The following is a 21,159-nucleotide window of genomic DNA, read 5'->3' on the forward strand; positions in this document are numbered from 1 at the left end:
CCCGCAACGGCGCCGCGCAAAGGCCCGCCAGCTCAGCCCTTGATCGCCTGCCGCAGGTTCAGGCCCGAGGCCATCAGGGTGCCGAAATACACCACGGCCGCACCCACCATGCAGGCCGCCAGCGCCCCGATGCGCAGGAAGACATGGGCGTGCAGACCGATCCAGTCGATGTGCTCGGCCGCCAGCCACAGGCCCACGCCCAGCAAGGCCGTGGCCACCACCACCCTCAAACCAAAGCCGGCCCAACCCGGCGAGGGACGATAACGCCCGGCCTTGCGCAGCCCGGTCAGCAGCCAGCCCGCATTGACCAGTGAGCCCAGGCCGATGGACAGCGCCAAACCGGCGTGCCCCAGATACGGCACGAAGATGGCGTTGAAGATCTGCGTGATCACCAGCACGGCGATCCCGATGCGCACAGGGGTCTTGATGTCCTGCGTGGCATAAAAGCCTGGTGCCAGCACCTTCACCCCGATCAGGCCCATCAGGCCCACGCCATAACAGGACAGCGCCAGCACCGTCTGCTTGACGTCATTGGGGTTGAAGTGGCCGTAGTGGTAGAGCACCGCCACCAGTGGCTTGGCAAACACAAGCAAGGCCACCGCACACGGCAAGGCCAGCAGCAGCACCAGACGCAGCCCGCGGTCCAGCAAGGCAGAGAACTGCACCTCGTCACCGCTGGCCTGCGCACGTGACAGCTGCGGCAACAAGACCACGCCCAGCGCCACGCCCAGCATGGCGGTGGGGAACTCCATCAGGCGGTCGGCATAGGTCAGCCAGGACACGGCCCCAGCCCCCAGGTGCGAGGCGATCTGCGTGTTGACCAGCAAAGACACCTGCGACACCGACACGCCCAGCACCGCCGGCGCCATCTGGCGCAGGATGCGGCCCACGCCAGGGTGCGCGCGGGCCTTGCGCCAGGCCGCCAAGGTCAGGCCGACGCGGGGAATCATCCCGATCTTGAGCAAGGCTGGCACCTGCACGCCCAGTTGCAAGGCGCCCCCGATCATCACGCCCACCGCCAGCGCAAACACCGGCTCGACGCCATGCGACTTGAACAGCGGCGCCACAAAGACGGCCGCCCCGATCACCGACAGGTTGAGCAGCACCGGCGTGACGGCCGGCACGGCGAAACGGCTCCAGGTGTTGAGGATGCCCGCGCTCAGCGCCACCAGCGACATGAAGCCGATGTAGGGGAACATCCAGCGCGTCATGACCACGGCGGCGTCAAAGCCCCCGCTTTCCTTCAGGCCGGAGGCCATGGCCCAGACCACGAAAGGCGCGCCAACCACGCCCAGCACGCACACAATGGACAGCACACCGAACAACACGGTGCCGACCGCATTGACCAGGTCATGCGTGGCCTGGTCGCCATTCTTGGCACGGCTTTCGGCCAGGATGGGCACAAAGGCTTGCGAGAACGCCCCTTCTGCGAACAGCCTGCGCAGCAAATTCGGAATGCGAAAAGCCACGTTGAAGGCGTCGGTGGTGGCGCTGGCGCCAAAAGCCGCCGCGATCAGCAACTCCCGAACCAGACCGGTGATACGTGACGCCAGGGTCAGCAGGGAAACAATGGACGCGGATTTCAGCAAACTCATCCGGGCATTATAGGAAGTGCCCCGCCTCTGACTTGGCAGGCCCGCTCAAGCAGGCTATAATCTCTGGTTTTCCAACCAACTTAGCCCTGTTGGGTGCGAATTGACTGTCAGTTTGACTGGCAGGTCAGGCATTCGCAGGGCTCGAAAATCATGGCATCTGCATCCAAAGCCAAAAAGACCGTCCGTATTGCTTCGGGCCGCAAGCGCGCTCGTCAAGACGTCAAACTGAACGCTGCCAACTCGGCGCTGCGCTCGAAGTTCCGCACCGCCATCAAGGGCGTGCTGAAGGCTGTTCAAGCCGGCGACAAGGCCAAGGCCTCTGACGCTTTCAAGACCGCACAAAGCGTGATCGACTCGATCGCCGACAAGGGCATCTTCCACAAGAACAAGGCCGCTCGCCACAAGAGCCGCCTGTCGGCCAAGATCAAGGCCATCGCCGCCTGATCTGGGTTCGCCCAAACTGAAAAGCCCGCTTCGTGCGGGCTTTTTTGCGTCTGCTCAGCCTCGACATCGGCGCAGTCAAAGGCTTTGTGAAGGCCTTGCCCTGACACTTTGAGCACCCGCCGCCGAGGCCTGGATCAGCTCAAGACAACAAAACCCGGGTAACCCCTCACTGCCCAGTGTGGCGGGCGCAATGGATCTGGGCAACGCTGGCCAAGCCTGGCCCGAAATCTAAGACTTTTCTGGCATCTCGACAGAGGACTGTCCCGCTAGACTGCATGCCATCGTGATCGCCCAGCGTCACCCTGATTTGCAAGCCCTCTGCCAACGCGATCCCTTCCAGCACCTGGAAGTCGCGGGCCGCTGGTGGCCGAAATACGGCGCGGCGCTTGAGCCCACACAGCCACTGCCCAGCGGCCTCGCTTCACCGAGCCCTCATGCCGAAGGCCGCATTTTCCCCACACAAGAGAAAACATACATGGCGTTGAAGAAAGTGGCACTGAGCACCCTGGTCGTTCTGGGGGCCGCCGCCGCGGGCGGCTGGTTCAGCCTGGACAAGGAGACGCGGGGACTGCTGGCCACGATGCCGACCAACCGCGATGTGCTGTTCTGGACGATCCCTCAGCGCGACGCGGCCTTCCGTGCGCTGGACCGCATCCCTCTGCTGGCCAAGTCGAACGTGGTACCCGCCAGTGGCGCGCCCACAAGCCTGCCCAAGGGGGCACCGCTCAAGCTCAAGAGCGACGTGGACGCCTACATGGCGGGCCAGCGCAGTGCCGCCCTGCTGGTGGTTCAGGACGGCAAACTGCGCCTGGAGCACTATGGACTGGGCTTTGATGGCACCGGGCGCTGGACCAGCTTCTCGGTGGCCAAGTCCTTCACCTCCACGCTGGTAGGCGCGGCGGTGAAGGACGGTTTCATCAAGAGCCTGGACGACAAGGTCAGCATCTACATTCCCGAACTTAAGGGCTCCGCCTACGACGACGTGAGCGTGCGGCAACTGCTGACCATGACATCGGGCGTCAAGTGGAGCGAAGACTACGCCGACCCCAACTCGGACGTGGCGAAGTTCAACAAGCACCAGCCCGAAGACGGCATGGAAGCGCTGGTGAGCTACATGCGCAAGCTGCCCCGCGAGGTACCGGCGGGCACCCGCTGGCTCTACAGCACAGGCGAAACCAATCTGGTGGGCACCCTGGTGCAACGGGCAACCGGAAAGTCCCTGGCCGCCTACCTCGCCGAAAAAGTGTGGGGCCCCGCCGGCATGGAGCAGCAAGCCACCTGGCTGCTGAGCAAGACTGGCAAAGAGATTGGCGGATGCTGCGTGCAAGCCTCGCCGCGTGACTACGCCCGCCTGGGCCTGTTCATCCTGAACGGCGCCAAGGCCAAGTGCCAGAGCATCGTGCCCGACGGCTGGTGGGACGAAGCCACCACCAAACGTACCGAGATCGGCCAAGCCGGGCGCGGCTACGGTTACCAGTGGTGGACCTACGACGACGGCAGCTTTGCAGCACGGGGCATTTTTGGCCAAGGCATCTTCATCGATCCCCAACGCAAGCTGGTGATCGTGTCCAACGCCAACTGGGCAGGCGGCGCGCGTGACAAGCAGGCCATGGCAGCCCGTGACGCTTTCTACGTAGAGGTGAAAAAGGCCATCGACGACGAGCTGGCGACACTATCCCCATGAGGGTGAGGCGGGCGCTCTGCTTGGACGCACCGCCTGTTGTGTTCAACGAGGCGGATCTGGCAGCAGGCAGGCTTCCACCACCTGCAAATCGTTGTCACGCGCGAAATTCATGACGAAGTCCCAGGCCATGGGTTCGATGTCGCGCAGGGCTTCGTTGACGACCACGCACTTCACATTGCCCATGCTGGTGGGCACGCAATACGGCGAGTAGCCGATGTGCGCCATCTTGCCCATCGCCGCGCCGCCTGGCCGGAAACTGGACATGGCACCAGCCAGCCGCTCGGCCCAGTCGCTGGGGCGAAAGGGGCGGCCTTGGCTCGTGATGCCTTGGATGAAGATCTCGCGCGGTTTGGAGGGGGTGGGGAGAGAGGATGTAGGGGTCGCCGACACGGTAGCGCTTCCGACGGGCTGTGCAATGGGTAAATTGACAGGCGCAGCGACAGATTGTGTCTGGCGGCTGCGGGGAACAAGCGCCGACTGGAGCGGGTAGCCCTGGTCTGGCAACTTGGTGATGGACACGGCCTCAGTGCGCGGTTCCATGCGTGACAGTCCTCCATTGTCGCCAAACCAGTGGATTGACGCAACTTTGGTGCCAAGAGCCCTCGCCCTGAACTAGGGCACGCTTGACACACGCCCGAACACGGAAATCGCTGGTGCACCTGCCGCCCCCCGATTCCAGCCTGCGCGCCTTTTACATAGAATGTGCTTTGGCGCAGTGCCTGCTGCGCCATTTTTCTTTTCGCCCTTGAACCTGAGAACCCGTTGCCATGACTGCTCCCGTGTCGATGCCCCATGTGATGCCCACCTACGGCCGCTTAGCCATTGCCCTGTCGCATGGCGAAGGCGTTCGCGTCTGGGACACCGAGGGGCGACGTTATCTGGATGCGCTCTCGGGCATCGCCGTCAACACGCTGGGCCACAAGCACCCCAAGCTGGTCCCCGCCCTGCAGGATCAGATCGAGAAGATGATCCACTGCTGCAACTACTACCAGGTGCCGCTGCAGGAAGAACTCGCCCGCTTGCTGGTCGAGCGCTCGGGCATGACCAACGTCTTCTTCTGCAACTCGGGCCTGGAAGCCAACGAGGCTGCGCTGAAGATTGCCCGCAAGTACGGCCACGACAAGGGCATCGACCGCGCCGAGGTGGTCGTGTATGAAAAGGCCTTCCATGGCCGCTCGATCGCCACGCTGTCGGCCACCGGCAACCCCAAGGTGCATGCCGGCTTCGAGCCCCTGGTCGAAGGCTTTGTGCGTGTGCCGCTCAATGACATCGCCGCGCTGGAAGAGGTCGCCAACACCCGCCCGAACGTCACCGCCGTGTTCCTGGAGGTGATCCAGGGTGAAGGCGGCATCAACGCAGCCCGCACCGAGTACCTGCAGGCCGTGCGCAAGCTGTGCGACGACAAGGGCTGGCTGCTCATGCTCGACGAGGTGCAATGTGGCATGGGCCGCACCGGCAAGTGGTTTGCGCACCAGTGGGCGGGCATCCAGCCCGACGTGATGCCCCTGGCCAAGGGCCTGGGCTCCGGCGTGCCGATCGGTGCGGTGGTGTGTGGCCCCAAGGCCGCCAACGTGCTGCAACCGGGCAACCATGGCACCACCTTCGGGGGCAACCCGCTGGCCATGCGCGCGGGTGTCGAGACCATCAAGATCATGGAAGAAGACCAGTTGCTGGCGCACGCCGACCGCGTGGGCAAGCACCTGCATGACGCCCTGGCGCGTGAACTGGGCGAACTCAAGGGCGTGACCGAGATCCGTGGCCAGGGCCTGATGATCGGCATCGAGCTGGACCGCCCTTGCGGCGTACTGCTGCAACGCGCCGTGGATGCCGGCCTGCTGCTGAGCATCACGGCCGACAAGGTCATCCGCCTGTTGCCGGCGCTGATCATCACGGCGGCGGAAGCCGACGAGATCGTTGCCATCCTGGCGCCGCTGGTCAAAGCCTTCCTGTCTGAAACAAGCGCTGCTTAAACTGACGTCTGAATTCGCATGAAGCCCGGTATGAGTCTCATCAAACACTATCTGCAGTTCAAAGACCTTCGCGAGCAGGAGTACGCCTACCTGTTCGAGCGCGCCGCCATCATCAAGAAGCGCTTCAAGAACTACGAGAAGTACACCCCTCTGGTGGACCGTACCCTGGCCATGATCTTCGAGAAGGCCAGCACCCGCACGCGCGTGAGCTTCGAGGCCGGCATGTACCAGATGGGCGGCTCGGTGGTGCACCTGACCACCGACGGCAGCCAGCTGGGCCGCAGCGAACCGATCGAGGACAGCGCCAAGGTGATCTCGCGCATGGTCGACATCGTGATGATCCGCACTTACGAGCAGTCCAAGCTGGTGAAGTTCGCGGCCAACTCGCGGGTGCCGGTCATCAACGGCCTGACCAACGAATACCACCCCTGCCAGATCCTGGCCGACATCTTCACCTACATCGAGCACCGTGGCTCGATCAAGGGCAAGGTGGTGGCCTGGGTGGGCGACGGCAACAACATGGCCAACACCTGGCTGCAGGCTGCCGAGATCCTGGGCTTCACGGTGCACGTGAGCACGCCCAGCGGCTACGAGATCGACCCGGCCGTCGCCGGCATCAGCAACACCGACTGCTACAAGGTCTTCAAGGACCCAATGGACGCCTGCCGCGGCGCGCACCTCGTCACCACCGATGTGTGGACGAGCATGGGCTTCGAGGCCGAGAACGAAGAACGCAAGAAGGCCTTTGCCGACTGGTGCGTCGACGCCGACATGATGGCCGTGGCCGCACCCGATGCCTTGTTCATGCACTGCCTGCCTGCACACCGCGGCGAAGAGGTCGAGGCCGAGGTGATTGATGGGCCGCAGTCCGTCGTGTGGGACGAGGCAGAGAACCGCTTGCATGTGCAGAAGGTGCTCATGGAGTACCTTTTGCTCGGGCGGATCGGCTGATCAAGCCCTCGCTTACTCAGAACCGGTAGGCCAGCCGCAAGCCACCCCAGTGCTTGCCGGCCACCGTGATCGGGGCCGCTACTTCCTTGAGCAGCACGAACTTGCCGCCGCCCATGTCGCGCCGGTAGGTCTGCAGCAGGAAGGAGCGCGTGTTACGCGCCGAGGCCAGACCAGTGCGGTCATTGAAGATGCGACGCCAGCGCGAGTTGGCTGTGTTCCAGACCACATCGCCTGGCCGCTGATGGTGGCAATAGATCTGGTTGTGCGTCGAGATATAGCCGTTGCGATCGGCGGCGATGCAAAACACCACATCGGGCAAGACCAGGATGGCCGCCTCCTGAATGGGGGGCAGCACCTCGTCCATCAATGCATTGAACCTGGTCGCGTGCTGTTGAGGCTGCGTACCAGCCATGGGCTGGTAGTTCTCGTCGAACAGCTGCTCCAGCGTGATGCGCCGCGATGCAAGCGCCTCATTGAGTGCATCCGAGATCTGGCCGGCCACCTGCTTGACCAGATCGATGTAGGGCGTGTCCGACGTTTCCACGCCCGACGCGGCGATCACCTCCATCAGGCGCTCTGACACGGTCAGGACCGCATCGCTGCGCTTGAACGCAGAAGCCAGTTCCTTGCGGGCTTTGTTGACCTCGCCTTCCATCAGGCTGATCTGCTCGTTCACGCCTTGCGTCAGCTGACGGCTGGCATCGGCGGCTGCGCTGATGCGCTGCACACCCTCTTCCACGCCATGCAAGGCTTCGTGGAAGGTGGCAGGGCGACTCTTGTTGGTGGAGACGGTATTGGTCTGATCGGTCAGGTCACTGGCCAGCGACTGGATGCGCTGATCCAGCTTGCCGATCGTGCTCTGGATCGCCTTGGAGATGGATTCGACCTGGGTAGACAGGTCTTTCACCGCATCGGCCACCACAGAAAAACCGGCGCCGGCTTCGCCAGCGCGCTTGGCTTCGACCGAGGCGTTGAAGGCCACCAGCCGGGTCTGCAAGGCGACCTGGGCGATCTGCTGGGCGGCGTCGGACACCTGGTGCAAGGTCTCGACCACGCCGCTGACTTCACGGCCCACATGGGCCACGCTTTCGCGCGCGAGTTGCATGGAGGCCATGCCGCCTACGGTTTCGGCGTGGATCTGGTCCTGGGAACGAACGATGTCTTGCAAAGCAGAAACCAGCCCCGCCAGGGTCTCAGTCTGGTGGTTGGCCACCGCCGTAGTGTCTTCGAGGCTGCCACGCAGTTGCGCCGCCTCGCACCCCAGGCCACTGGTGTCACGCTCCAGTGTTTCCGCCAGTTGTTGAGCGCCCAGGCTGGTCGCTGGCTGGGCAACCGGCTCGGTGAGCACGGGTGCCGCTTGCTTGCGTCGGAACATCGTCAACATGTCTGTCTCTCAAAAGCGCGAGGCGCTTACCACTCCCGCAGCTTGACGCGCAGGCGGGCAATGGACTGGCTGTGCAGTTGGCAGACGCGTGACTCGGTCACGCCCAGCACAGCTGCGATCTCCTTGAGGTTCATGTCCTGCTCGTAGTACATGCTCATCACGTACTGCTCTCGTTCGGGCAGGTTCTTGATGGCCTCGACCAGCGCATGGCGCATGCGGTGGTCCTGCAGCAAGCTCAGGGGATCGTTGCCCTCGTCGGTCACGTGGCGATCAAGATAGTCATTGTCGCCATCTTCGCCACTCATGTCTTCCAGGTAGATGAGCTGGGTGCCACGCACCTTGCCCAGCATCTCCTGGTAGTCGCCCAGGGTCATGCCCATCTCATTGGCGATTTCGCTTTCATGCGGTGCGCGGCCCAGACGCTGCTCCAGCCTGTGCACGGCCCCTTCGATGTCGCGCTGCTGCTTGCGGGTGCCGCGGCTGAGCCAGTCGGCGCCGCGCAACTCGTCGAGCATGGCGCCGCGAATACGCTGGGTGGCGAAGGTCTCGAACTGCACGCCCTGCCCGGCATCAAAACGCGTGAGGGCGTCGGTCAGGCCGATCATGCCCACCTGGATCAGGTCATCGATCTCGACGTTCGCCGGCAGTTTGGCAATCATCTGGTGCGCCAGGCGACGCACGAGAGGACTGTATTGGCGCAGCATCGCGTCGATCTCAAGTCGGCCTTTGGCGGTGTACATGCTCTGCTCCATGAACATCAATCAATTGAGTACGGGGGCGGCGCTTGAAGGCAGTGCTGCCCCCGGCGACATCAGGTGATCAAAAACCGTGTCGCTCAGTGCGAGCGGCAGGGCCGTTCGCAGCAAGCCGGCTGCCATTTCCATGAACCGGGGGTGCGGGTCGGCAGCAGCCGGCTCGCGGGGGTCCAACAACTGCCAGTCACGCTGGGCCACGCCCAGGAAATCATCGGCGCAGCGGGCCAGGCGCTCGGCCACGGGCTGGGCCTGCTGGCTGCGGGCGGTGGCGCACACGAGCAGGTCGTAGGCCATCCAGCTGCCGCGCTGGCTGATGACCTTGACGGCGGCGTACGCGTCCGTCAGGCCTTCAGCCAGGTCATTGGTGAACAACAAGGGACGCAGGTTGGTGCCGCGGGCACGCTGCGAGAACAGGCGCACGATGGCACTGGCCGACGCATGCACCAGCACCACATCGACTTGCGGGGCCGCGTTGGCAATGGCGTCCAGCAGGCTGCTGCACGAGCCGCGTGCGTCCACATAACGCAGGGGCAAACCACGTGCAGGCATGTAGCTGATCTGATCGGACAGGATTTCGATGCCCTCGGCCAGATCGAACTCGGCCAGCTCGCCGGGGGGGCGAGCCTGGTCACTCGCGTCCACCACCAGCACCTTGAGGTTGAAGCTGGCGTAAGCCGCACACAGGCGCTCCAGCACGAGGCCACCGCAGGCGGTACTGGGGTTGGCCACCACCGGCACGAAGCGCAACACCCGGGAGGCAAACATCTGCCGCAACCCCTGGGCCTGGTCCACCGGATGGTGGGCGCGGGGACTGCTTGCGCTGACCTGATGGCTGTCGTGACGGGTCATGTGGGTGCTGTCTTCTTGGTTTAAGTTGGTGACAAGCTGCTATCAGACGTGACGCGGGTTGGACAGGGGGCCTGTGGCCGCCGGCCCCGAGAACATCAGGCTGACCTCGTTGGGATCGAGCCTGTACGCGGGGTTCAGGCTGGCTCGAAGGGCGCGGTGCACCAGGGCTTGGGCCGACAGACGATGCCAATCTTCGGGCACCCGTTGGCCATTAGCTACACCCAAAACTTTCAATTTGTGACGAATTAACGCATCCAGTGCCGGACCGAGCTTCACGGCCTCATCCAGCTTGGACAGAACCACCCCGGCACAGGCTTCTGCGTGATACGAATGCATCACATCCTCAATCGAGTCGCCCTGCGCAGCGGTGTTGATCACCAGCAGTTTTCGGATGCTGGGATGGGCCAGCATGTCCAGCAGCTCCTTGGTGCGGCCATCGCGCTGGGCCATGCCGGCGGTGTCGATCAGGATCAGCTTCTTGCTGGACAACAGCTCCAGCAGGTCTTCCAGCGCGGCGCGGTCATGGGCCATGTGCACGGGCACGCCCAGGATGCGGCCATAGGCGCGCAGCTGTTCGTGGGCACCGACGCGGTAGGCATCCAGCGTGATCAGGCCCAGGTTGGAGGCACCGTGCTTGGCGGCAAAGGTGGCGGCCAGCTTGGCGGTGGAGGTGGTCTTGCCCACACCGGTCGAGCCGATCAGGGCGAACACGCCACCCTGGTCTTCGATGGGCAGCTCGTGGTCGGCCGTGTTCACATTGCGTTGCAGCACCTGGGTGGCCCACTGCACTTCGTCGTGCGAACCATTGGTCACTTCGGCGGGCATGGCGTCGAGCATCTTGCGCACCAGCACGGCCGAGAAACCGGCGTCCAGCAGGCGTTGCGCCAGTTGAGCCTGGGCAGGTGTGCGGCCCAGCTTCTCGATGAAGGCCATCGTTTCGAAACGCTCCTTCATCATCTCGCGCATGGCACGCAGCTCACCCAGCATGGAGGCGTTGGCCTCTTGCGCAGCCTTCAGGGCGGACAGGGTGGCGGCATCGGGTTGGGCCACGCGGACGGCGTCACGAGCGGGCGTGACCTTGTCCATGGTCAGGTCGGCGTGCTCGCTGCGCAGCGGCACCACCTGGGCAGCGGGCTTGGCTTGCTGCACAGCTTGCGGACGGGCGGCAGGCGCGGGCTGGCGGGGCTGGGCCACGGGGGCCTGGCGCACGGGCTGCTCCCACTGGTCCATCTCGTCAGCGGCCGGCGCAGAGCGGCCACGCATGGCTTCGCCCGTCAGGTCCACCGAGGTGGACACGGCGGGGCGTTGCGGCTTGGGCTGGGCAAAGCGCTGGTTCAGTTGTTCTTCGGGCGGCAGGGCCATGGCCGGCTCGGTGCGGGCCTGCATGGCAGCCTGGCGGCGCTTGAGCATGCGTTCACGCACATAGTCCTGGAAGGACAAGGTGCTCATGGCCAGTTGCTTGACGTCGTCCTGCACGGTGCTGGCCAGATTGGCCATGGTTTCCTTGGCCTGCTTGCCAACCGCCTTGCGGGGCTGCGCGCTGACGGCTTCGTCGCGGGGTTCGGTGCGCGAATCGCCGCGGGATTCGCCGCGGGACTCGCTACGGGCGTCTGAACGAGACTCGCGGGGAGCCAGCTCGGGTGCATCCTTCTCGACCGCATAGTGGTCCATGGCCGGCACGCTGTCTGCGGCCATCGCCAGGATCTCGATGCCGCCTTCGGCTGCGGGCTTGGTCGACAGCACGACGGCATCGTTGCCAAAGGCGGCCTTGACCTTTTGCATGGCCTCGCGGCTGTTGCGTCCAGTGAAGCGTTTGACGTTCATGCGTGGCCTCCGATCAGGGTACCGATGCGAATCGAGTGAGTCTCAGGAATCTCGCTGTGTCCCAGCACCTTGAGACGAGGTGCGGCGCGTTTGAGTAGGCGTGCCACGGAGGGGCGGATGATGTCCGGCACCAACAGGCAGGCGGGGTGGCCCATGTTTTCCTGACGCTGCGTGGCCTCGGAGGCCTGGCGGGTCAGGTGGTCGGCCACGCCCGGATCGAGCATGGGGCCACTGGGCGATGTCAGGGCCTGTGTCAGCAGGCGTTCCAGATCGGGGTCGATGGCGATCACATCGAGTTCGCGCACCGGGCCGTAGATCTGCTGCACGATGGCTGGGGCCAGGCCGATGCGGATGCGGCGGGCCAGCTCGGCCGGGTCGTTCACCACATTGGGGCTGGAAGCAGCGTGCTCGGCGATCGTCTCGATGATCGAGCGCATATCGCGGATATGCACGCCTTCTTCGAGCAGGAGCTGCAGCACTTTTTGCAGGGTGGAGATGCCGACCATCTTGGGGACCACGTCTTCGATGAGTTTGGGGGCCAGTTTCGTCACATGCTCTACCAGTTGTTGGGTCTCGACTCGTCCCAGCAACTTGGCTGCATGGAGTTGCATCAAGTGTGAAAGATGGGTGGCCACCACGGTCGAGGGATCAACGACCGTGTAGCCGGCCATTTGCGCGGCATCCCGTTGGCGTTCTTCCACCCACACCGCAGGCAGGCCAAAAGCGGGGTCCACGGCAGCGGTGCCGGCGATCTGGTTGACCACGTGGCCTGGGTTGATGGCCATGAGCATGTTGGGGAAGACCTCGCCCTCGCCCACCACGGCGCCACGCAGGGTGATGCGGTAGAAGCTGGGCTTGAGCTCCAGGTTGTCCTTGATGTGCACAGATGGCGGCAAAAAGCCGACTTCTTGCGCGAACTTGCGGCGAACGCCCTTGATCCGGGTCAGCAGGTCGCCACCGCGCTCCTTGTCCACCAGCTGGATCAGGCGGTAGCCCACTTCCAGGCCCAGGGTGTCCACGGGTTGCAGGTCTTCCCAGGTGGCCTCGCCATTCGGGTTGGCCACTTCCGTCGCAGGTTTTTCGACCGGCTTGGGCGCATTGCGCTCGGCCTCCTGCTTCTCGGCCATCTTCCAGGCCCACCAGCCCAGGCCCCCGCCGATGGGCAGGAAAACGAAGGACGGCATGCCGGGAATCACGCCCAGCAGCCCCAGGATGCCGCCGGCCACGCCGATGACCTTGGGGTTCTCGAACATCTGGCCCATGATCTGGGCGCCCACGTCCTTGTCCTTGCCGACGCGTGACACCACCATGGCCGCTGCCACCGAGATCAACAGGCCGGGGATCTGCGCCACCAGCGCGTCACCGACCGCCAGCAGCACGTAGGAGCTGGCCGCATCGCCCGGCGACATGCCGTGCTGCACCACACCGATCACGAAGCCGCCGATCACGTTGATGAACAGGATCAGGATGCCGGCAACCGCATCGCCACGCACGAACTTCGAGGCACCGTCCATGGAGCCGTGGAACTCGGCTTCTTCGCCCACTTCCAGGCGGCGGCGCTTGGCTTCCTTCTCGTCGATCAGGCCGGCGTTCAGGTCGGCGTCGATCGCCATCTGCTTGCCGGGCATGGCATCCAGGGTGAAGCGTGCACTGACTTCAGCGATACGCTCCGAGCCCTTGGTGATCACCACGAAGTTGATCACCACCAGGATCGCGAACACGATCAGACCGACCGCGAAGTTGCCGCCGATCAGGAAGTGGCCGAACGACTCGATCACATGGCCGGCGGCGCCCGTGCCCGTGTGGCCTTGCAACAGCACGACCCGGGTGGACGCCACGTTCAGCGACAGCCGCAACAAGGTGGTCAGCAGCAGCACCGAGGGGAAGGCCGCGAAGTCCAGTGGGCGCAGCATGGTGGCCGCCACCATCATCACCATCAGCGCGGTGGCGATGTTGAAGGTGAAGAACACGTCGAGCATGAAGGCCGGCAGCGGCAGCACCATCAGGGCCAGCACGCACACCACCACCAGCGGGGCGGCCATCACCTGCAGGTTCTTGTGCTGGCCACCGAGGGCGGCCTGGAGCTTTTGCAAAAACGGGTTCATGCGTCAATCTCCGAGTCTTCTTGTTCGAGCCTGGCCTTCAACTTCGCCGATTGCTGGGGGTCCAGCTCGGCGGGCACATCGAGATCCGGCAGGTTGCCCGGCAAGGGCGAGCGGCCCGTCAGCGCATTGCGCAGCTGGAACACATAGGCCATCACCTGGGCCACGGCGCTGTAGAGCGCCACGGGCACTTCCTGGTCCACTTCGGTGTTCGCATAAAGCGCACGTGCCAGAGGTGGCGCCTCCAGCACAGGTACACGGTTTTCGGTGGCCAGATCGCGGATGCGCAAGGCCAGCAGATCCAGGCCCTTGGCCACCACGCGGGGGGCGCCCATCGAGGCCTCGTCGTACTTGAGCGCCACGGCATAGTGGGTCGGGTTCATGACAACCAGATCAGCCGTGGGCACGGCGGCCAGCATGCGCTTGCGGGCCATTTCACGCATCTTCTGCTTGATCTTGGCCTTGACCTCGCCACTGCCCTCTTGCTGCTTGTACTCTTCCTTGGCTTCCTGGTGGCTCATCTTCATCTTCTCGGCAAAGAGGAAGCGCTGCAGGGGCCAGTCGATGATGGCAAACGCCGCGATCACCAGCAGCATCGAGCCCAGCACCTCGCCCAGGGTGATGCCCAGATCGTGGATGGCCGCAGGCAGCGGCTGCGACAGCAAGCCCACCAGACTGGGCCAGGCCTTGTACAGAAAGGTGGCACCCGCCGCACCCAGGATCAGGCCCAGGGCCGAGGCCTTGAGCGCGTCGATCATCTGCTGCTTGGAAAACAGGTTGCCGATGCCGGCGATCGGGTTGAGCTTGCCGAAATTCGGGGAAATCACCTTGAAGGACATCACCCAGCCGCCCGCCATCACCGAGGCCGCCGCCGAGGCCAGACCAATGCTCAGGCTGAAGGGCACGACCACCATCAGCGCCTCGACCGTCCATTGGCTCAGGCGCTCCATCATCACGTCGTTGTTGGCCACCGAGCGGGCATCAAAGCGCAAGCCGGCGTGCAACAGCGTCTGCATCTTGTCCATCCAGACAGGCGTCAGGCCCATCAGCACGCCGGTGGCCGCCAGGATCACCAGGAAGTGACCCAGGTCCTTGGAGCGGACAACCTGGCCCTCTTCGCGCGCTTTCTGAAGCTTTCGCGCCGAGGCTGGTAACTGCTTGTCTTGGGAACCTTGGTCGGACATGGTGTGTAAAGGACTGCTGCTTGATGAGCATTCTTCGCGACCACCTGGAAATCTTTAGCCGGATAAGAGGGGTGCGCAGCAGGCTATTCGACGAGCGTTTTGCCTGGCGCAAATGCAAATCGGGCCAGGCGTGAACTGCGTCACACCTGGCCCGACCAAACCGGACAGGGCCGGAAAACTCAAATACGAAATTCGGTCAGTTCAGCGTCATCAAAACCTTGACGGTGCCATCGACCTGACTCTTGTCGATGTAACCCACGGCTTTCGGATCCGTAGTTACCGCCTTTTTGACTGCATCGGCATCAGGCAGCATCAACGGTGCTTGCCCTTTCCCCGTGAACACCACGCGCGCCCACACCGCCTTTACCTGAGTCGGTTCACGGTCCACCAGTTTCTTGTAGAACTGGTCACGCAAAGGCGCCCCTTCTGGCAGATCGACCAGCTTGCGCTCGAAACTGCGCCCCAGATAAAGGTTGGTCAATTGATCCTTGTTGACAGGATCGGCCGAAGGCCCGCAAATCACCGCAATATCCGCGAATGCCGAAATCGACAACCCGCTGAGGATGAAAGCGGCACACAGATTCGTCAATTTTGAATTCATGCGCTTCTCCTCAATTCAGAAAATAAAGTCGAGCGCCACGCTCATTACATTGATCTTTTTATCAGCCACACCAGGTGACGCAGAATCGGTGAAGTTGTAGAGCGAGTTGTTCTTGTACTGGGCAAATTCCGCCTTCAGTGCCAGGTTATTGGCAAAGTCGTAGCGCATGCCCAGCGCATTGCCCTTTGCTTTGGGTGGGATTCCACTCGAGGACAACGAAAAAGTCTCCTTGTATTGACTCACCAGCACATAGGGCAAAACCGAGCCAAAGCGGTATCCGCCGCCGACATACCAAGCCTTGGCATCCTGCACCTTTTGGTCTTTGGTGCTGCGCTTGACATACTCGGCCATCACAACCAACGATCCGTTGTCATATTGCAGCCCAAGCTCCTGGAACGTGTCCTTGAAATTCAACGGCGGCGCTGCAACCTGCATGGCAGGAATACTGAAGGCAGGCACCGCAGGGATATTCTGGATCGACTGCAGATTGACATTGTCTTTGATCTGAGAGATTCGGACCGTGAAGTCACCCCATTCCAGCGCGGCATTGAGTCCAACGATTCGACTGCTCTCGGTCTGACCGACCGTCGGCCCGTACACGGTGAGCCCTCCTCCTAACGGAACAGCGTTTGTCGTGGACGTCGTGCCGTTTGCATCACCGCGAGTCAATTGAACAGAGGCAACAGCGGGGCCAATCGATTGGCGATATGTGGCTTGCACCCCGTCCACGTGCGACAGCGGCATCATGGCGTAGACCAGCGAGGGCACACGAACCCAGGGCATGGAAAAGCCGACGAGGCGAGAATCAGACATCAGGAAAGCTGGCAACACCACCCGCCCTGCCTTCAAATCCAGGCCATCGATACCGGTATATTGCAGAAACGCCCACTCGAAGCCTGCATCAAAATCGGAGTCCTCTCGACGTTGCCCCAGGACCTGGGCCGTCATGGTCACGCCATTGCTGAAAATCGCAGAGCCTTGAACGGCCACACGCGAGTCCACGCCGAGGTCCACTCGCTTGGTTGCCCCACGGTATTGATCGACGTTCTGACGAAACTCGGTTTCATCGTTGCTTGTCTTGACGGCCCCCAAAGTGCCGAAGCCGCTGAACTTGTATTGAACGTCAGCAAAAGACGAGTTTGCCCAGGACCCCAATCCCATGGCACACAGGAGCGCAACAAGGCACCGCTGTTGTGGGAGTTTCTTCATCGATTTCTCCATTCAATGGTTGAAGGACAGGTTCGAACCAATGGAGGGTTTGGCTGGTGCGCCATTGAGTTGCGTTAGACACCTGTCCGAAATGACCAAACCGCTCACGCAAGGCCCCAGCGTAGCTGATACCCCCTCGTTCAGGGGATCGTTGTTTACCTCTATTGGAAAAACACAACACCGGAAATCACGAACTGGTGGTCGAAGAGGTACCAATAAAGAGGCGCAGGTATTCCCCGGCATAAGCACTGAACAGGGATACGCGCCTACGCCGACGAACAATCCAGGACATGTCGATGGCTAAGCCCTGTCACACCGCCTGGTGCGGTTGCTCCCATTGACCGTAGCGGCCAAATATTCACCCGAGTGCCTAAAGCGGGTGAAAACCCTGGGCGGCAGGGGCTGATTTTCCGGTCAGCAGACAGCAGAATGCGCCCAACCATTGCAGGGGATCTGTTAGATTGACCGCGACAGGCCGATGCGCCCAAGCGGTCCAGCCCCTGCAAACAGCTCTTTGCATTGGCGCGCATCATGTTGACCTCTCCCCTCCACCTTCGCGTCCTGGCAACCACCCTGGACATGGAAGGCTACGCATCCAAAGCGGTTCTGAACGCATGCGGGATCGAGTCCCTCGAACACTTTGACGACGCGGACTGGGTGCCCGTCAGCTTGTATGACCGCATGATTCAAGCCGCCCTGGCGCACACGCAGTCACCCGCCCTGGGCTTTGCGGCCGGGACCAGCCTGGCCAATCAAAGGTATGGCGTGCACCCCATGTTGGCAATGCACATGCCCAATCTGCGCCAGGGCCTGAAAGACATCATGCGCTTTGGCGCCCTGCTGCTGGCTCGCCCGGAAATCGCGCTCCACGAAACGAATGGCAGCGCCAGGCTCACCATCACCCCCATCATCGACAAAGGGCCCTCTGCCGTGTTCAGGGCCGAGTTCATCGCCGTCGCCATGATGCAGATGTTGCGCTATGGCAGTGCCAACTCGATCAAGGTGGCCAAGGTTCACTTCACCCACCCAGCCCCCTCCTACCAGAGCAGGTACTGCGAGTACTTTGACGCCGGCATCGATTTCAACGCGCCCGAGAACGCCATCATCTTCAACCGTGAGGTCCTGGATCAACCGCTTCCCTGGCACGACCGCGTCAGTTATCTGGAGCTCAGGACCAAGGCCGAGTTGAGCCTGAGCACCGCACAAAGGCATGTGGACATGATCCAGCGGGTCAAGAACGTGCTGATCAACGCCTTTCCCAATGCGCCGACGATGGACGATGTCGCCGTGCAACTGGGCACCAGCAAACGCAGCCTGCGCAGGCACCTGGCGTGCCGAGGCACCAGCCACACCGAGCTGGTCAAGGAGTGCCGCCAGCTCATGGCCGAGCACCGGCTGGCCAACGCGGGCGTTTCACTCAAACAGATCGCCGGTGAATTGGGCTTCTCGTCCGTCACCTGCTTTCACCGGGCGTTCAAGTGCTGGACAGGCATGACCCCGCAGGCGTGGCGTGACCAGAGCCTGAGCAGCCAGAAATCGCAGGCCGCTGAAGACCTGCAGACCCCATGAGCCAAGCACGCCTGTCCCCACTGAGCATCCCGGGGCCCGGCCCATGCTCAACTTGAAGCGACGACGGTTCTGTCCCGCCCTGACCGCTTGGCGCGATACAGCGCCTGATCGGCGCGCTCCATGGCAAGCTCGACCCGCTCACCACAGACGCGCTGCGTCAAGCCGGCAGAAAAGCTGATCTTGAGCTCGGGCAGGGTCTCGCTGAGCGTTGCGTTCCGGACGGCCAGGTGAATCCGCTGCAGGCAGGTTTGAGCATGCTGTTCATGGCAATCGGACAGCATCAACAAGAACTCCTCGCCACCCCAACGCGCAAACAGATCTGAAGCCCCAACCTGGCTCTGCACCAGCTGGGCGAAGTTGCGCAACACCTCGTCTCCCACCAGGTGGCCATGGGTGTCGTTGATCGATTTGAACAAGTCCAGGTCAATGATCGCCAGGCTGAAGACCCGCCCCGACCCATCTGCGGATTTGGCTTGCTGGGCCAGCACCTCCATCATGTGACGGCGGTTGTAGAGCCCCGTCAGCACATCACGCGTCGCCAGCGTCTGAATGTGTTCAAGCGCCGCCGCCAGTTCATCCTTGCGTTGCCGCAGCCGGTCTCGCAAGTCACTCAACTGGCCGGAAAGCAAGGAGATGGTGGGCAGCGTCGTGCAGGCAAAGAGGAAATGAACCAGCTCCTGCCGTGGCGCGTAAAACTGCGGCTGCCATGAGACCAGGCCCCACATCACCGCTCCCTGAAGCAGCAAGGCAAAAAACGAGGCCGCACGCGCCTGACGCGCCGTCAAGTTGAACATGCCGAACACCAGCACCATGACCAGCAGCATCAAGGCGGCGCCCCGCGACTCACGAAGAATCGCGTAGGCGCCCACCACACAGGTGATCGCCACGATGATCTGCGGCAGGGTCAAGGCCGGATCGGGAAAACGCAAATTCAGCCCACTGCGCAGCAGCACATAAAACAGCACGCTTTGCGTCGTCATGTACACGCTGAGCATCGCCCCCGCCTGCCGATCGACGGCCCCCGTACTGACGGCATACAACAAGACCACGGTGCAAATCGCAAAGTTCGTTGCTGCAACCAGGAAGCGCTGCAGCCGCACCCTTTGCTTGGGGTCGTTCGTCAGGACCCAGGTGGCCAGCCACTCAGACCAGCTCCCGTCCTCACCGCCCTGATCCTTTGCGGACTGCCAGGTCAGGAAGACGATGAGCGCGAGCACCATGAAGCGCAGGAGTTCCTTGCCCATGTCGTAGTGCGCTGGCTGCCCCACCACCAGGTAGGCCATCGCGCCACCCAGTGCAATCAGGGCATACAGGCCGACCAACCTGATTTGCCGAGCCCGGAGATAGTGGAATCCATAGGCCAGCAAGGGGCAGGTGACCAGCAGAACACCGTCACGCGCGTAACCCCCGAGTGAATAAACCCAGGCGGCGTAGGTCATGGCCAGCATCATTTGCGGCATGCTCAAGGACGGGTCCTGGCACGATTTATTTAAACCGCTTCGAATAAATATCACCAGAGAAAGAGCGCTCAAACCCATGCTCGCCGCCAGCACCAGGGCCATTTTTTCAGGAACCTGATGCCTGACGCCTGCCACCACGAGCAACACGGCCACGGCCACATATCCCAAACCCGACATCAAGGCGCGCTTGAAGCGAAGCCGCTGCTTCCAGTCCCGGTCAAAGATCAATGCGCTCAGCATGCGAGAAATGTCGTCCACCCGAGACCTGAACTTGATGCGAGCCCCCCTGGATTCCCACTGTCCCCGCGAAATACGGTCAGACATCGAGAGACTTCTCACAAAACAGGGTGAGGATTCTCGTTCGACAGTATGGTCCGATCAAATGCCCCGCTGGATCAGCCCGGTCAATTTGGCCAATCAATGGCCCCGAATGGCAATGAACTTCATTTCAAATATCCATGGGAATCCCTGCAGGGGATCTTGGGCATACAGGGGCATTTACCCATATTGAAACCCACCCATTTTTTCGCACCATTCAGGTGCATTCAATATGCCTGTTTCCACCGCAGAAATGACGCAGGCATCAGCTCAAGCCGCCCATGCAGAAGTCAGACATGTGATGGCCAAAATTGACAACCTCCCCAGTTATAGGGAGTGCTTTTCGCAACCTCGTGTCCTACATTCAAGCTCGGAGTTCCGTGTGAAAAGTTTCACGGATGCTTTCGTGTTTCGTTCCAAAACACTCATCAGGAGTAAGCAATGTCCCGTTTTGTCAAGCGCCTGTCGGCCGTAGCCCTGGCGGCAATCGCCCTCACTTCCGCTCAAGCCGCTGAAATCGCGGTGTCCAGCGTCACCGCCTCCTCGACCTTCTTCACCTACAACGTCAACAACCTGATCAACGGCAACGGCCTGGTTGGCACCGACCACACCGGTGCCTGGGAAAACAAGTGGCTGCTTGATGGCGTGACCACCGGCACCGTCACCTTTGACCTGGGCTCCCTGTTCAAGGTGGGCAGCAGCACAGTCTGGAACTACGGCCCCGGCTGCTGCGGTGATGGTCGCTCCACGAAGGATCTGGGCGTCAGCGTCTCCACCGATGGCGTCAACTTCTCCAGCTCGGGCAACTTCGTCCTCACGCAGCCGACGACCGACCCCTTCCCTGGCCAAAGCCTCGCCCTCAATGACGTGAATGCCCGTTTTGTGCGCTTCTCGATCAACAGCAACTACGGTGACGCCACCTACTCCGGTCTGTCCGAAGTGAAGTTCTTCGGTACAGCCGTGCCCGAAGCTGAAACCTACGCCTATGCCCTGTTTGGCCTGGGCGTGGTCGGCGTGGCACTGCGTCGCAAGGCCATCGCGGCCTGATTGACGCTGGCGAGCACCTGCCGCGCGACACCACGCGCAGCCTCCCGTGCTCGCCATGACTCACCCCAAAGGCTCGGGAGAGCCGGGGTGAGTACCGGCAATTTTCACGATATGCCGGCATCTCCCCTGAGCCACAAGGGCGCCTCGCTCAAGACGACGGCTGGCATGCCGTAAACCGGCTTGATGAAGACCAGTTGGCTGCGTCTTCGCCAA

Annotated in this window: 17 protein-coding genes; 6 read left to right on the forward strand and 11 right to left on the reverse strand. The window is 62.4% G+C overall.

From position 1 onward, the window contains the following. Nucleotides 1-32: 32 nt before the first annotated feature. Nucleotides 33-1,595 (reverse strand): murein biosynthesis integral membrane protein MurJ, encoded by a 1,563-nt coding sequence (gene murJ / locus HY019_RS02635; protein ID WP_290688129.1) that lies wholly within the window; start codon nt 1,593-1,595, stop codon nt 33-35. Between the two features lie 150 nt (nt 1,596-1,745). Between murJ and rpsT the strand changes: the two genes are divergently transcribed. Both rpsT and HY019_RS02645 read left to right on the forward strand, forming a co-directional pair. Continuing rightward, nucleotides 1,746-2,039, forward strand: coding sequence for a 30S ribosomal protein S20 (rpsT, locus tag HY019_RS02640; RefSeq protein ID WP_290688130.1), 294 nt, complete (start codon nt 1,746-1,748; stop codon nt 2,037-2,039). Nucleotides 2,040-2,514: 475 nt separating this feature from the next. After that, a complete protein-coding gene (locus HY019_RS02645) occupies nt 2,515-3,723 on the forward strand; it encodes a serine hydrolase (protein WP_290688131.1) in 1,209 nt (402 codons plus the stop codon). Nucleotides 3,724-3,765: 42 nt separating this feature from the next. On the opposite strand, the gene HY019_RS02650 is transcribed toward HY019_RS02645, so the two are convergent. Then, nucleotides 3,766-4,113, reverse strand: coding sequence for a DUF3579 domain-containing protein (locus tag HY019_RS02650; protein WP_290689139.1), 348 nt, complete (start codon nt 4,111-4,113; stop codon nt 3,766-3,768). A 377-nt stretch (nt 4,114-4,490) separates the two neighbouring features. On the opposite strand from HY019_RS02650, the gene HY019_RS02655 reads away from it, so the two are divergent. Next, on the forward strand, nt 4,491-5,693 hold the full coding sequence (locus tag HY019_RS02655; protein ID WP_290688132.1) for an aspartate aminotransferase family protein: 1,203 nt from the start codon (nt 4,491-4,493) through the stop codon (nt 5,691-5,693). A gap of 18 nt (nt 5,694-5,711) precedes the next feature. Beyond that, on the forward strand, nt 5,712-6,644 hold the full coding sequence (argF, locus tag HY019_RS02660; RefSeq protein WP_290688133.1) for an ornithine carbamoyltransferase: 933 nt from the start codon (nt 5,712-5,714) through the stop codon (nt 6,642-6,644). Nucleotides 6,645-6,660: 16 nt separating this feature from the next. On the opposite strand, the gene HY019_RS02665 is transcribed toward argF, so the two are convergent. The 8 genes from HY019_RS02665 to HY019_RS02700 all read right to left on the reverse strand — a co-directional run bounded on the left by HY019_RS02665 (nt 6,661) and on the right by HY019_RS02700 (nt 16,552). Continuing rightward, complete coding sequence (locus HY019_RS02665) at nt 6,661-8,028, reverse strand: methyl-accepting chemotaxis protein (protein WP_290688134.1); 1,368 nt, start codon at nt 8,026-8,028, stop codon at nt 6,661-6,663. A 26-nt stretch (nt 8,029-8,054) separates the two neighbouring features. Beyond that, on the reverse strand, nt 8,055-8,768 hold the full coding sequence (locus tag HY019_RS02670) for an RNA polymerase sigma factor FliA (protein ID WP_290688135.1): 714 nt from the start codon (nt 8,766-8,768) through the stop codon (nt 8,055-8,057). Between the two features lie 21 nt (nt 8,769-8,789). Then, a complete protein-coding gene (locus HY019_RS02675) occupies nt 8,790-9,632 on the reverse strand; it encodes a flagellar biosynthesis protein (RefSeq protein ID WP_290688136.1) in 843 nt (280 codons plus the stop codon). A 42-nt stretch (nt 9,633-9,674) separates the two neighbouring features. Further along, nucleotides 9,675-11,456 (reverse strand): flagellar biosynthesis protein FlhF, encoded by a 1,782-nt coding sequence (gene flhF, locus HY019_RS02680; RefSeq protein WP_290688137.1) that lies wholly within the window; start codon nt 11,454-11,456, stop codon nt 9,675-9,677. Next, complete coding sequence (gene flhA, locus HY019_RS02685) at nt 11,453-13,561, reverse strand: flagellar biosynthesis protein FlhA (protein WP_290688138.1); 2,109 nt, start codon at nt 13,559-13,561, stop codon at nt 11,453-11,455. The genes flhF and flhA overlap by 4 nt, the downstream gene beginning before the upstream one ends. Further along, on the reverse strand, nt 13,558-14,742 hold the full coding sequence (gene flhB, locus HY019_RS02690; RefSeq protein ID WP_290688140.1) for a flagellar biosynthesis protein FlhB: 1,185 nt from the start codon (nt 14,740-14,742) through the stop codon (nt 13,558-13,560). The genes flhA and flhB overlap by 4 nt, the downstream gene beginning before the upstream one ends. 196 nt (nt 14,743-14,938) lie before the next feature. Continuing rightward, nucleotides 14,939-15,343, reverse strand: a complete 405-nt coding sequence (locus HY019_RS02695; RefSeq protein WP_290688141.1) for a hypothetical protein — start codon at nt 15,341-15,343, stop codon at nt 14,939-14,941. 15 nt (nt 15,344-15,358) lie between these two features. Beyond that, nucleotides 15,359-16,552: a porin gene (locus HY019_RS02700; protein ID WP_290688143.1), complete on the reverse strand. Its 1,194-nt coding sequence runs from the start codon at nt 16,550-16,552 to the stop codon at nt 15,359-15,361. Nucleotides 16,553-17,083: 531 nt separating this feature from the next. Here HY019_RS02700 and HY019_RS02705 point away from each other — a divergent pair. After that, nucleotides 17,084-18,121 (forward strand): AraC family transcriptional regulator, encoded by a 1,038-nt coding sequence (locus HY019_RS02705; protein WP_290688145.1) that lies wholly within the window; start codon nt 17,084-17,086, stop codon nt 18,119-18,121. Between the two features lie 47 nt (nt 18,122-18,168). On the opposite strand, the gene HY019_RS02710 is transcribed toward HY019_RS02705, so the two are convergent. Continuing rightward, entirely contained in the window at nt 18,169-19,740 is a 1,572-nt protein-coding gene (locus HY019_RS02710; RefSeq protein ID WP_290688146.1) for a GGDEF domain-containing protein, read from the reverse strand. Between the two features lie 600 nt (nt 19,741-20,340). Here HY019_RS02710 and HY019_RS02715 point away from each other — a divergent pair. Next, entirely contained in the window at nt 20,341-20,946 is a 606-nt protein-coding gene (locus HY019_RS02715; RefSeq protein WP_290688148.1) for a discoidin domain-containing protein, read from the forward strand. Nucleotides 20,947-21,159 lie beyond the last annotated feature (213 nt).

The organism is Aquabacterium sp., assembly GCF_016195855.1.
Classification (GTDB): domain Bacteria; phylum Pseudomonadota; class Gammaproteobacteria; order Burkholderiales; family Burkholderiaceae_C; genus Aquabacterium.

Bases quoted from the DNA above. Each gene is read 5' to 3' on its own strand.
- murJ (WP_290688129.1), bottom strand. From the start codon at position 1,595: ATGAGTTTGCTGAAATCCGCGTCCATTGTTTCCCTGCTGACCCTGGCG.
- rpsT (WP_290688130.1), top strand. From the start codon at position 1,746: ATGGCATCTGCATCCAAAGCCAAAAAGACCGTCCGTATTGCTTCGGGC.
- HY019_RS02645 (WP_290688131.1), top strand. From the start codon at position 2,515: ATGGCGTTGAAGAAAGTGGCACTGAGCACCCTGGTCGTTCTGGGGGCC.
- HY019_RS02655 (WP_290688132.1), top strand. From the start codon at position 4,491: ATGACTGCTCCCGTGTCGATGCCCCATGTGATGCCCACCTACGGCCGC.
- argF (WP_290688133.1), top strand. From the start codon at position 5,712: ATGAAGCCCGGTATGAGTCTCATCAAACACTATCTGCAGTTCAAAGAC.
- HY019_RS02665 (WP_290688134.1), bottom strand. From the start codon at position 8,028: ATGTTGACGATGTTCCGACGCAAGCAAGCGGCACCCGTGCTCACCGAG.
- HY019_RS02670 (WP_290688135.1), bottom strand. From the start codon at position 8,768: ATGTACACCGCCAAAGGCCGACTTGAGATCGACGCGATGCTGCGCCAA.
- HY019_RS02675 (WP_290688136.1), bottom strand. From the start codon at position 9,632: ATGACCCGTCACGACAGCCATCAGGTCAGCGCAAGCAGTCCCCGCGCC.
- flhF (WP_290688137.1), bottom strand. From the start codon at position 11,456: ATGAACGTCAAACGCTTCACTGGACGCAACAGCCGCGAGGCCATGCAA.
- flhA (WP_290688138.1), bottom strand. From the start codon at position 13,561: ATGAACCCGTTTTTGCAAAAGCTCCAGGCCGCCCTCGGTGGCCAGCAC.
- flhB (WP_290688140.1), bottom strand. From the start codon at position 14,742: ATGTCCGACCAAGGTTCCCAAGACAAGCAGTTACCAGCCTCGGCGCGA.
- HY019_RS02695 (WP_290688141.1), bottom strand. From the start codon at position 15,343: ATGAATTCAAAATTGACGAATCTGTGTGCCGCTTTCATCCTCAGCGGG.
- HY019_RS02700 (WP_290688143.1), bottom strand. From the start codon at position 16,552: ATGAAGAAACTCCCACAACAGCGGTGCCTTGTTGCGCTCCTGTGTGCC.
- HY019_RS02705 (WP_290688145.1), top strand. From the start codon at position 17,084: ATGTTGACCTCTCCCCTCCACCTTCGCGTCCTGGCAACCACCCTGGAC.
- HY019_RS02715 (WP_290688148.1), top strand. From the start codon at position 20,341: ATGTCCCGTTTTGTCAAGCGCCTGTCGGCCGTAGCCCTGGCGGCAATC.